The sequence below is a fragment of the Flavobacterium weaverense genome (genome assembly GCF_003688495.1).
GTDB classification, from domain to species: Bacteria; Bacteroidota; Bacteroidia; order Flavobacteriales; family Flavobacteriaceae; genus Flavobacterium; species Flavobacterium weaverense.
The window spans coordinates 151,995-164,934 of record NZ_REFH01000008.1 but is presented as its reverse complement, the minus strand read 5'-3'; the positions used below and the strand labels follow the sequence as shown (position 1 = coordinate 164,934).

Genomic DNA, 12,940 nt, shown 5'->3' with positions numbered 1-12,940 from the left:
TTCTTTTATTCTGAAGCTAAGAAAGTGATGTCCTCAATTAATCGTTTCATATCTTCTTTATTAGTTCCATCATAAAAGCCACGAACTCGCTTTTTAGTATCGACTAATACAAAGTTTTCAGTGTGAACCATATCATATAATTCACTTGGTTTTCCCAGTTTTACAGCTAAATAAGATTTTCTAGCCACGGTGTAAATTTCTTTTTTATCACCGGTAACTAAATTCCATTTAGAATCGTCAACTTTATGCTCGATAGCGTACGCTTTTAAAACGGGAACACTATCAGTTTCTGGAAAAACGGTATGGGATAGTAATTTTACTTTTGGATTATTAGCAAAAGCAGTTTGAATTTCAGAAAGATTAGCCGTCATCTTCGGGCAGATTGTTGGACATGTTGTGAAGAAAAAATCTGCAACGTAAATTTTGCCTTCATAATCTTTTTGAGTAATCGTTTTGCCGTTTTGATTGACAAATGAAAAATCTGCTATAGTATGATATTTGCTCTTATACTGCACGGTGGTATCCACTAATTCAGGATTTACATCAGATGGATTGAAAATAGGAAGCATTTTTTTTGGCTTTAACGCCGAATAAAATAATGATAAAACAATTGCTGAAAACACGATAAAGACTCCTAAAAAAATTCGGTATTTTTTGATAAATTCTAACATGATGCTATTTTGATGCAAAAATACAAAATCGAGCTATGTTTCATAGCGCAATTAACATAATCTTATTCTGTGTTGATAGGGCAAGGTGATAAGTACTATTCGATAATTGAATTTATAAAATTACTAATCTTATCGGCTTTGCTATTCTCTTTATTTTTAGGCGCTGTCACAAATAAATTGAATAATAATCCGCCCATTAAACCACCATATAAAGTGCTATTTAATGGTTTTGAAGTGATAGCACAAGTTCCGCTCGCACAACCTGTTTGCAGGTAATATAAATATCCTGCAAGAAATCCAACAATGATTCCAATTCCCGTGATGATGTATGCTTTTTTTGTCATTTTATTTCTTGTTAAAAGTTATGCTCCACATTCCTCGTACTTCACTTTCATTATAATCAATAGCTAAATCTTTGGGATATAATTTTAAAATTTGTGTTTTCACTTCTGGTTTTATCTCTTTTCCGTGACATTGTAAACACATAGTATTCGTTTCAATAGGATAATAAAAATGAACCTTTTTACCTTTCTCTAAAACAATAGGCTTTATATCGCCATTTTTAGCCATTTGCTTTTTGAATTGACTTATGTATTTCAATTCTTCTAAGTTTGCTGTGTTTTTTGGATTTCTATTTTTATCAGAAACTCTTTTTATAGTTGCGTTGTACTTTACCGCCATGCTATCTGTCAAAGGCATTGCTTGAACATTACAAAAATCTAGTGCTGCAATCGTGCCTTTTTTCTGTATCGTTCCCATCAATGTTTTGCCCAACACTTTTTTAGTTTCTAATGCATATTCTAAACCTATATCAGAGTATGTTTTTTGAGACGCCACTTCACTATATTTCTGTCCTGATTGTATCCAAGTTTTATTTCTGTGGGATTCCCAGTGCGCTTTAAACCACTTTGGTTCTTCAATTTGATAATCAAACATAAATCCGGCTATTTTTTCTAAACTTCCTTTTGGAAAATCTTGCTTTGGCATTAAGCCATGTTTTTTTACAGCACCACGCATTAATGCTTTTTCCTCAGTTGGCTGTTTTACAAATTCAGTTAGTTGTTTTATAAATCCCTCTTTATTCAATCCTCCTTTGTCAATGTATCTTGCTTTAATGGCTACCATCGGTGGAGCAATCCGACCTTCGTTTTCAGCTGCGTTCGGACTATGACATAAATAACAATGTTTTTCCATCAGCATTTTACCTTCCTCATGCTGCATTTGTTCGAATGCTGTTTTTTGTGGAATTTCAATGTATTCCGAATTTTTTTTCTGAAAACTGAAAAGCGCTACAGTTGCTATAATCAAGATTAGATACTTCATGGTCTATTTATATTTAGATCAAAAATAGCGACGCTTTTTTAATAAGTATGTAACTAATGTTACATAGAGATTATATAATAAGGTAAAAAGTTGAATGAGAGCTAGAGTCAGTTTTAAATAATTATCTATTTATCCATTAATCTCAATGTGTTTTCCATGATAATTAAATGTAAATCCTGCATTTAGTAATTAAAATTAAAGCAATACTGTCATAACAAATAATTCAATTTATTTATATTAATTTTTTTATTGATAGATTTGTAATTGTAATTAAAACATCAAAAACAATGAAAATAAAGCTTAATAAGCAGCTACTATTTGCTATTCCTGCAATTATAGGTTTCGCTGGAGTGCAGGCACAGTCTATTCCCGTAACGACTGTACCAGGAATTGATGTCTCAAATATTGATAAAAAAGTCAGACCTAATGATGATTTCTTTAGATATGTAAATGGGATTTGGCTTGACAAAACTGAGATTCCAAGTGACAGAACCTCATGGGGAAGTTTTAATGAATTGCTAAAGAAAACGGATAAAGATGCTATGGATATTTTGAAGGAAGCTTCTAATAATCCTATGTATAAATCTAACACTGATCAGGGAAAAGCAATCAATCTTTTCAAAACTATCTTAGATACTGTCGGTAGAAATAAAAATGGTATTACTCCATTAAAACCGTATTTAGCTAAAATCGATGCGATTAAAAATGCTAAAGATTTACAAAAATTATTGATCGAAATGGAGCCAATTGGAGGTATTGGTTTCTTCGGAATTTATGTTGGTGCAGATGATAAAGACAGCAACAAGAATTCTGTGTTTTTAGGAACAGGAGAATTAGGTTTGCCAGACAAGGATTATTATTCAGCAAATGATAAAGATTCTAAAGAGAAACGCCAAAAATATGAATTACACGTCGCTAAAATGCTGCAATTTATTGGTGAAAACCCAACTAAAGCTAAAGCAAGCGCGCGTAAAATTGTACTACTAGAATCGGCAATGTCTAAACCTCGTTTAGATCGTGTAGAACAAAGAGATGGTAGGCTCCAATACAATCCAATGACAATCGCAGCATTGCAAAAAATCACTCCTGCAATTGATTGGAAAAATTACTTCACAATACTGGGTTTTACTAAGTTAGATACTGTAATTGTATCGGAGCCTAAGTACATGAAGGCTTTGCAAACAATTTTAGCTGAAAATAAAGTTGAAGACTGGAAGGAATATTTGAAATGGACTCTTTTGCAAGGTGCTTCAAGAGAATTAACTACTGATATTGAATCAGCTAATTTTGATTTTTACGGCAAAACACTTACTGGAGCTATAATGCAAAGACCAAGAGAAGATCGTGCATTACAAACAATAAACGGTGGAATTGGTGAAGCTCTAGGCAAATTATATGTAGAGAAAATGTTTCCGGCTGCAGCCAAAGCTAAAGCAGAGAACATGATTAAAAATGTAGTTCTAGCTTACCAAAATAGAATTGATAATTTAACATGGATGTCAGCTGCTACCAAAGTAAAGGCTATTGAAAAATTGAATAAAATTACAATCAAAATTGGTTATCCTGACAAATGGAAAGATTATTCCGCTTTAAAAATTAGTAGCTTAGAAGAGGGTGGAAGTTATTTTGAAAATTCTCAAAATCTTTCTCGTTGGGCTTTTAATGAATCTATAGAAAAATTAGATAAACCTGTTGATAAAACGGAATGGGGAATGTCACCACAAACCGTAAATGCATATTACAATCCATCGTATAACGAAATTGTTTTCCCTGCAGCAATATTACAACCTCCGTTCTACAACTATCAAGCTGACGATGCTGTTAATTATGGCGGAATAGGAGCTGTGATAGGACACGAAATCTCTCATGGATTTGATGATTCAGGTGCCCGATACAATGCTGATGGAAATTTAGTAGACTGGTGGACGGCTGAGGATTTAAAACAATTTTCAACCTTAGGAACGGCTTTAGCTGATCAATATAGCGCTTTGGAGCCTTTACCAGGAATTCATGTCGATGGAAAGTTTACATTAGGAGAAAATATTGGTGATTTAGGTGGAGTTAATGCAGCTTACGATGGCTTAAAAATACATTTAAAAGCTAATGGAACTCCAGCATTGATTGATGGTTATACACCAGAACAACGTTTCTTCATTTCTTGGGCTACCGTTTGGCGTACTAAAATGCGGGACGAAGCTATTAAAAACCAAGTAAAAACGGATCCGCACTCACCGGGAATGTATAGAGCTTATGTGCCTGTGCAAAATATAGATGCGTTCTATGATGCATTTACAATTAAATCCGGTGATGGAATGTATATCACGCCAGAGAAACGCGTAAAAATTTGGTAAATCAGTTTAATAAGTCTTATTTCAATCCCAATTGTATCGTTAAAGATGCAATTGGGATTTTTTTTAGCACCAATTTTTGCTGAAAAAATTTTAACAAATAATTAAAAAATTTATTAATAGCTTTGTGAGAATAACTGAATAACTAACAAAAAATGAAAACAATGAAAAATAAGCAACTGCTTTTTGTCATTCCTGCAATTATGGGTTTTGCTGTAAGCCAAGCTCAAAATGCTCCTGCAAATAAGGAACCAGGAATTAATGTGAATTACATGGACAAAAATGTAAAACCAAGCAATGATTTCTTTCGCTACGTGAATGGAACTTGGCTTGATAATACTGAGATTCCAAATGACAGAACGCGTTGGGGAAGTTTTGATGAATTGCGTCAAAGAACAGATGCGGATGCATTAGAGATTTTAAAAGATGCTACTAAAAATCCTAGTTATAAATCAAACACGGATCAAGGTAAAGCAGTCAATTTATACAAAACAATTTTAGATACTGTAGGCAGAAATAAAGCAGGAATTGCTCCACTAAAACCTTATTTAGCTAAAATTAATGCAGTTAAAAGCAGCAAAGATTTACAAGCATTGCTTATTGAGATGGAGCCTTTTGGAGGTATAGGTTTCTTTGGTGCTGGAGTTGGAACAGATGCTAAAAACAGTAGTAGAAACGTGATTAATTTAGGTCCTGGAGGAGTTGGTTTACCAGACAGAGATTATTATGTATCTGACGATGCAGATTCAAAAGAAAAACGTGAAAAGTATGTTTTGCACGTTGCTAAAATGCTGCAATATCTTGGTGATAAACCAGCTGTTGCTAAAATGAATGCAGAAAAAATTCTTTCTCTTGAAACTGAAATGTCTAAGCCACGATTAGATAGAGTAGAGCGCAGAGACCGTCGAAAGTCTTATAATCCAATGACACTTGCGGAATTAACTAAATTAACGCCTTCTATCAATTGGGATACTTATTTTACAAAAATTGGATTAGCTAAAGTTGATACTGTTATTGTTTCTCAACCGAAATACATGACGGCTCTTGAAGCTATTTTTAAAGAAAATAAAGTAGAAGATTGGAAAGCTTACATGCGTTGGAGTTTATTAAATAGATCTTCAAGTCAATTGTCTACTGATATTGAAAATGCAAATTTTGAGTTTTACGGTAAAACTTTAACAGGAGCTGTTAAACAAAGACCGCGTGATGAAAATGCACTTCAAACTATTAATGGAACTATGGGTGAAGCTTTAGGAAAATTATATGTCGAGAAAAAGTTTCCTGCTGAAGCTAAAGCTAAAGCAGAGAAAATGATTAAAAACATATTCTTAGCTTTCGAAAATAGAATTAATAATTTAGCGTGGATGTCTGCTGAAACTAAGGTAAGTGCTGTTGCTAAATTGCATAAATCTAGAATTAAAATTGGTTATCCTGATAAGTGGAAAGACTATTCTGCTTTAACAATTAAAAGTCCACAAGAAGGTGGAACTTATTTTGACAATGTGAAAAACATGGCGCAATGGCGTTTTAATGAAAACATTGCTGATTTAAAGAAACCTGTTGATAAAGACAAGTGGGGAATGTCTCCGCAAACAGTGAATGCATATTACAATCCTTCAAATAACGAAATTGTATTTCCAGCAGCTATCTTGCAACCGCCATTTTACAATTACCAAGCGGATGAAGCAGTAAACTATGGTGGAATAGGTGGTGTTATTGGTCACGAAATCTCTCATGGATTTGACGATTCAGGATCAAGATACAACGCTGATGGAAATCTTGTAGACTGGTGGACAGCCGAAGATTTAAAACAATTCTCAGCATTGACTGGCGCACTTGCAGCTCAATACAGCGCATTAGAGCCTTTACCTGGAACTTTTGTTGATGGTAAATTTACTCTTGGTGAAAATATAGGTGATTTAGGTGGTGTTAATGCTGCTTATGACGGTTTACAATTGTATTTAAAAGAAAACGGAAATCCAGGATTAATTGATGGATATACACCAGAACAACGTTTCTTTATTTCTTGGTCAACAATTTGGCGTTCAAAAATGCGTGATGAAGCCTTGAAAAACCAAGTAAAAACTGATCCGCACTCTCCAGGAATGTACCGTGCTTACGTGCCTTTGCAAAATATTGATACGTTCTATAAAGCATTTGATATTAAAGCAAATGACGGAATGTACATTGCTCCAGAAAAAAGAGTTAGAATCTGGTAATACTATAATATTTCAGAGTTTCTATAATAACACAAAACCCATTCGCCTAGGTGAATGGGTTTTCTATTTTTTAAAACTAAAGGTTTTTATTTCAAGAATTATTTTACTAAGTATTCCTGCATAAATCGAATCACTGCTAAACGTTGATAATCGATGTTAGCTTTCTTTTTAAATCCGTGTCCTTCATCTTTAGCTTCAAGATACCACACTGTATTTCCTTGGGCTTTTAGTTTGTCACGCATTTGCATCGCTTCAGTTACTGGCACTCTTGGATCATTTGTACCTTGAATGATAAACATTGGTTTCTTTATTTTATCGGTGTTATTCAAAGGAGCCATTTTGTCAAAAAAAGCAGCCATTTTAGGATCTCTTTCATCACCATATTCCGCTCTACGTAAATCACGTCTGTATTCTTCTGTGTTTTTTAAGAATGTATTGAAGTTGGAAATACCTACAATATCAACAGAACATTTTATTTTATCAGCATAGTGAAAGGCTGTTGCCAATGTCATATAACCACCATAGCTCCCGCCCATAATCATTATTTTGTCTTTATCTAGTTCAGGTTGTTTTGCAATCCATTCTAGTAAAGCTCCTATATCTTTAACAGAATCCTCTCTTAGAAAACCATTATCTTTAGCTAAGTATGTTTTTCCAAAACCAGAAGATCCTCTAACGTTAGGATAAATCAAAGAAACTCCCATTTCGCTAGTGTAGAAATTATTTCCTCCTAAAAAGGAAGCCATAGATTGTCCTTCCGGTCCACCGTGAATCAATATGATAACAGGTCTTTTTCCCTTAAATTTTGGCGAAGCTGGATAGTAAAAACCAGAAACGGCTAAGTCATCAAAACTTTTCCATTCGATAAATTTAGGAACAGACATTTCTGAAGGTTGCATTTCGCCCAATTCACTTTCAGTCCAGCGTGCTACCATTCCAGAACTAATTTCTAGTTGATAGATATCTGATGCAGTTTGCGCAGTAGATTGATTAAAAAAGATACTTTTATTATCCTTTGTAAAACGAGGATTACTAACTAGGCCTACTGGAAGTCCTTTTACATCAGTATAAGATTTAGTTGCCGTGTTCATTAGATACATCTTATTTAATCCCGCTTCATTACTGGTAAATACAATTGATTTTTGATCTTCAGATAAATCGTAGTTTTCAACATTCCATGGAATAGCAGTGGTGTGGTACGTTGTTTTCTTTTTCTTTAAGTTCATAGTTGCTAATCGCTCAAATTCGTTATCCTTATCCGTTACAAACCATATTTCATTTGGAACATTTGAGAAAGTAGCATCAGATTGTGAAACTCCTTTAACTTTTCTATCTGTAATTTCAGTCAACTTTCCTGTAGCAATATCTAACAACCATAAATACGATTCATTTATGGAAACATATTCTCCTAAAACCAACTGTTTATTGTCTGCAGATATATCTTGAATTCCCCAACCTCCACCTTTTACTTGCAAAATTAATTTCTCTGCTTTAGGATTGTTTGGATCCATAAAATAAACGTCGCGATCACCACCGTTTCTCTTCGTTGAAGAATAATAAAATCCTTTGCCATCTTTGCGCCAATTAATACCGCCATTTTGAGATCTTCCGCCATCAGTTAAGAGAGTTGATTGTTGCGTTTTAAGATCTAACTTGAAAAGTTGGCTAAATTCATTTCCGCCAATATCTTTAGCATAAACTAAATACTCGCCTTTTGTCGGTTCGTAAGAAGTAGCACTTATTGGTTCATCAAAAAAAGTGATTTGGGTTCTAGCTCCCATACCATTTAAAACACGATGCAATTGAGAGGTCGAACCAAATCTTGTATTGATAATAATCTCGTTTGTTACCGGATTGATATCCGCCAAAGTTGCGCTCCTAAATTCTGAATATTTCTTTACATCGTTAGAAAGATCTTTAGGAATAGGAGCAATATTTTCTGTGATTAAATTTTCATTTGGAACTACAAAGCTAGATTTCGTTTGACCATTCATTACAAACAGTGTAGAAAAAGTAGCAGTGACTACTAAAAGACTTTTAAAATTCATAATAATATATTTATTTGGTTAATAGCATTTTCTTTCGAGACTTCCGCAGGGAATAGTTGACCATGTAAAGACCGAACAAGGTAACACTTCCTCCGATAGCAATCGCTGCATTAAGTGTTTCACCAAAAATTACTGCTCCTAGAAGAACTGCAACGATTGGATTGATGTAGGAATAGATGGTGCTAATTTCTGCAGGTAGATTTTGTAACGCATAAATAAAAGCAATAAAAGTAAGTATCGATCCAAAAATCACTAAATAAGCTATAGACCACCATGATATTGCTGGGATTTCACTTAAAGGTACTGATATTCCAGTAGCACCCGTATAAGCAAAAACGATGATGCTAGACAAAAACATTTGTATTCCTAAACTAAAATAAGGGTTAAATGTTGCTGCCTTTTTCTTTGTATATAAAGTTCCAAAAGCCCAAGTCAAAGTAGAAATTATCGAAACTATTATTCCAAATCTAAAACTTGGAATTAAAAAATCGCTTAAATGATCGAAGAAAATAACACAAACGCCACTAAAACTAATCACTAAGCCTACAACCGATAATCGAGATAATCGTTCTCCTCTAAAAAAAGTGATAATAACGATCCATAAAGGAACAATAGCTCCAATAATGGCTCCAAGTCCGCTACTGATATATTTGACGCCCCAAGTGCTTAATCCATTGCTTAAAACAAAATTAAGAATGCTTAATATGATGATGGTTTTCCATTGTTTGCCTTTCGGCCAAGGTGCCTTTTTGAATAAAAAATAGGAAATATAAAGAAATCCTCCTAAAAATTGTCGGATTGCAACTAGCTGTAAAGCGGGCATGTGTTTTACGCCTTCCTTTGAGGCAATCCAAGTAGTTCCCCAAAAAAAACTAACAAAACATAAAGCTAAGATGGGTAGTCCAACTATATTTATTTTTGTCGAAATGGCATTCTTAATTTTAGCTTTCACTTTACAAATTTGGTTCCGTAAAAGTATATTTTAAAAGATTTATAATTTTGTTGTTTTCAATTAATTTTCCAACTGATGGCTTACTATGATCAAATTTTGGCAACGGTAAATTTAAGTCGGCTGCTTTTTGACTGTAATAGCTTTCTCGAGATGGGTGAAAAGGAGATACGGCGTTAAATGTTTCGTTCCAGTAGTCACTTTCTATTATTTTTAAAATGATACCAATACAATCTTTTTGATGAATTAAATTCACGGGAGACTCTGGATTTTCAAGGTTTTCTCTTCCTGCTAAATATTTCCCAGGTTGTCTGTCAAAACCAATTAAACCACCAAATCGTAAAATTGTAGTTTTAAAATTGCTATTACTTTTTAAAAGCGACTCACATTCTAGTAATTGTTTTCCACTTTCGGTTTCAGGTTCTGGTATTGTTGATTCATCCACTGTTCCTTGATTTTCTCCATACACAGACGTAGAGCTTACAAAAAGTACGTTTTGAACAGTTGACTTTATTATAAAGGGAATTAAAGCAGCTATTTTTTTTACAAATGTTTTTTCATCTGCTGGCACTGATGCACTTCTTAATTTTGGTGGAATATCAATTATTAAAGTTTCACTTCCGTGTAAAAATGAATTCATGGATGATGAAAAATTTATCATTTCAAGGCTACCTTCATCAATAATAGAAGGAATATCTATTAAAAAAGGATTAATATTTTCACTTTGCAACAAGGATAGTTTTTCCACGGTTGTCGTCGAACCATTTATTTGAAGTCCTTTATCTAGTAAGGCTTCCGCCAAAGGCATACCTAACCAACCGCAACCAAGAATGCTAATTTTTGTCATTTTATTTATTGTACTAATGTGCGTTTTTATAATAATTTCAAACTAATTCAATCTTGGAATAATTAAGCTGTTTCTATGCTTGTGTTAATCTGTATTTACACAATCATTTTAAAAATTACTTTAATCTACTTTTAGATTATCAATGGCTATTGGTGTTTTGCGTTTTAAAACTGGTATTTTGTTAACTGTTGCTTCGACACTTGGAAGAATAATAACTGGGCTTACTTTTATTTTCTCTCTTATCACAACTGCATCTGTCAGCACAAACGGTGTTGGCATCATGCAGTTTTCTCTCTTTTTTATTTTAAATAATGGATTGGTAATTAAGTCAAAAGAACTTTCTAACATTTCCATATCTAAGATTGTTTTACTATCAATTGAAAACTCCATTTCTAATGGCGCATTTTCTACAACATAGTAACTCAAGAGTTTCTTTCCTCTTCGCTTGTATAAAGCCGATTCTTGTCCTAATGATGTAACTCCATTTGCTTTAAAATTATAAATAAGCATTTTTTCGTTAGCAAAAATATCGTAGCGATTTACTTTTCTATTTGGTGTAATTCTAATTTTTAGATTTCTTTGATTTCCTATAATTTGATCTTCTAGAAATTCAATGGTTGGTTTAGCAATTTCTACTTTCGTGGCGTTAACACTGTAAGTAAAGCCAGAATTATATTTACTAAATAATGGAATAGTGTTCAAATCTGTTGCTGAATTTGGGTTTTCACCTAGATAGCTTTTCGTCCAAGAATCTAAGTTAGTATCATATGTCGCCCAGTTGGTTTTATTCGAATCTGCATTATAAATGTATAATAAACTGTTTGATTTTGCTTTTCCTAATTCGTAACCGGAGTCAACATGCGCTTTAGCAAAAAATCCAATAGAAAGTAGTAAAAACAATAAAGCCCATATTCCTTTTTTGGCGAAAGCCCCAAAAGTTGGAAGTAATAAAACGAAGGTTAAAACAGTAAGCAATGCGCTTCCAAAAAGTACTTTCAAGCCTAAACCAATTGGAAACATCTGAATAAAGGGAGCAATTAAAAGTAGCGCAGGAATACTTAAAATTAAATTTAAAACTTTATTAGATCTTTGAGTGATTACGAAAACAGCCAAAATCAATAATCCAAAATATACAGGAATAATTAAAAACCCAGCACCTTTTAAACTAACAGCAAGAGCTATGTTCAGTAAAATCCAAAAGAATAATGGAGCTACATAATGATTTAAGGTCAGTTTTTTAATTGAAAACCGATTATAAACCGCAAAGCAAATAGCAATAGTTAAGAGAACAAAAGCGGCAATATAGGAGTGACCATTATAGGTAAAACCGTTAAGTAAATCGTTGTATTGTGGATAAGCGATAAGTAGAAGTTTCCATCCAAAAAACGTTACGCATCCTGAAGCAACTAAGGAAATTAATAGTGGTATAAAGCCTTTTATAATCTCGGAAAATGATAAAAGACGTTTTGCTATTCCCACGAAAATTAGCCCTGCAAAAAATAGTAATGCGATAATCGCCATTGGTAAAACCCAACTAAATGGATAGTTAACAAAGGTGTAGGGAATGGTAAAATAAACATAATCGGCTGTAGATTGAGTGGCATTTAAATCAGCATTTGAAAAGTACTTTAATAACGGCATCAGGTACGATGCTTGATGCGCTAATGTATTTGTGTTTAAATGATCAATATCATCCTGGGCAGTGTGATAATTATAATGATCATCAATAAAAGCAAAATTATATCCTTGAATATTTCCTTGTTCTCTAAAAACTGTTAAATCAGTGTCGTTAGGCAGCATTTTATAAATGCTATACATCAAGGAATTTGAAACAGGAAAAGTAGCTTTTGCAGCAGCAAATTCTTTTACTAAACCTCCATTTCCTTTATTAGTTTCCATCAACATATAACTTGGTCCAGATGAACCACGCGCTTCAAAGTTTAGTACAAGACCAACTTCTTTTGCCCATGAATGCTGCGTTACGAAGAGTGAGGCTCCGTTAAGTCCTAGTTCCTCAGCATCTGTAAAAAGAATAATTATATCGTTTTTGTGAGGTGTTTTATTGTGAATAAAAGCGCGAACACTCTCTAATATTGTGGCAACACCGGAGCCAGCATCGCTGGCGCCTTTAGAGTAGGAATGTGGTGCGCTATCATAATGTGTCAGTAATACAAGTGCCTTTGAACTATTGGAACCTTTTATACGAGCTAAAATATTTTTTGATTTTACCAGGTTTCCCCAATCGCTTAACGTATATCCTTCTTGTAAAGAAGTTTCAAGCCCTAAAGAACTCAGTTCTTTTTGGAGATAGTTAGCCACTACTTCATGATTTTCAGAACCTACGTAATGAGGTTGCTTTGAAATCTCCGCTACTATATTCAGTGCCCGTTTAGTTGAAAAGTCAGTTAGCATTCCTTCATCATCTGATGTGAATTGTGGCATCATTGTGAAGAAAGTAGTCCCTAGAATTATCGAGATGAATAAAATGGCAAGAATGGAGAAATAATCTTTTTTCATTTCAGCAGATTTAAGGTT

Annotated in this window: 9 protein-coding genes; 2 read left to right on the top strand and 7 right to left on the bottom strand. The window is 33.6% G+C overall.

The window, feature by feature from the left end:
- Positions 1 to 5: 5 nt before the first annotated feature.
- From BC961_RS04355 to BC961_RS04345, 3 genes are all read right to left on the bottom strand, one after another.
- On the bottom strand, positions 6 to 671 hold the full coding sequence (locus BC961_RS04355; RefSeq protein WP_121924641.1) for an SCO family protein: 666 nt from the start codon (positions 669 to 671) through the stop codon (positions 6 to 8).
- A 95-nt stretch (positions 672 to 766) separates the two neighbouring features.
- The gene (locus tag BC961_RS04350; RefSeq protein ID WP_121924640.1) at positions 767 to 1,015 is read right to left on the bottom strand and encodes a DUF6132 family protein; all 249 of its coding nucleotides are present in this window, start codon (positions 1,013 to 1,015) and stop codon (positions 767 to 769) included.
- 1 nt (position 1,016) lies between these two features.
- Positions 1,017 to 1,994, bottom strand: coding sequence for a c-type heme family protein (locus tag BC961_RS04345; RefSeq protein WP_121924639.1), 978 nt, complete (start codon positions 1,992 to 1,994; stop codon positions 1,017 to 1,019).
- A gap of 287 nt (positions 1,995 to 2,281) precedes the next feature.
- Here BC961_RS04345 and BC961_RS04340 point away from each other — a divergent pair, with 287 nt between their 5' ends.
- Positions 2,282 to 4,345, top strand: coding sequence for a M13 family metallopeptidase (locus BC961_RS04340; protein ID WP_121924638.1), 2,064 nt, complete (start codon positions 2,282 to 2,284; stop codon positions 4,343 to 4,345).
- 152 nt (positions 4,346 to 4,497) lie between these two features.
- Positions 4,498 to 6,561, top strand: coding sequence for a M13 family metallopeptidase (locus tag BC961_RS04335; protein WP_121924637.1), 2,064 nt, complete (start codon positions 4,498 to 4,500; stop codon positions 6,559 to 6,561).
- A gap of 98 nt (positions 6,562 to 6,659) precedes the next feature.
- On the opposite strand, the gene BC961_RS04330 is transcribed toward BC961_RS04335, so the two are convergent.
- From BC961_RS04330 to BC961_RS04315, 4 genes are all read right to left on the bottom strand, one after another.
- Complete coding sequence (locus tag BC961_RS04330; RefSeq protein WP_121924636.1) at positions 6,660 to 8,609, bottom strand: S9 family peptidase; 1,950 nt, start codon at positions 8,607 to 8,609, stop codon at positions 6,660 to 6,662.
- A 10-nt stretch (positions 8,610 to 8,619) separates the two neighbouring features.
- Complete coding sequence (locus tag BC961_RS04325; RefSeq protein ID WP_121924635.1) at positions 8,620 to 9,561, bottom strand: DMT family transporter; 942 nt, start codon at positions 9,559 to 9,561, stop codon at positions 8,620 to 8,622.
- Position 9,562: 1 nt separating this feature from the next.
- A complete protein-coding gene (locus tag BC961_RS04320) occupies positions 9,563 to 10,405 on the bottom strand; it encodes a Rossmann-fold NAD(P)-binding domain-containing protein (RefSeq protein ID WP_121924634.1) in 843 nt (280 codons plus the stop codon).
- Positions 10,406 to 10,525: 120 nt separating this feature from the next.
- Complete coding sequence (locus BC961_RS04315; RefSeq protein ID WP_317126957.1) at positions 10,526 to 12,922, bottom strand: M28 family peptidase; 2,397 nt, start codon at positions 12,920 to 12,922, stop codon at positions 10,526 to 10,528.
- Positions 12,923 to 12,940 lie beyond the last annotated feature (18 nt).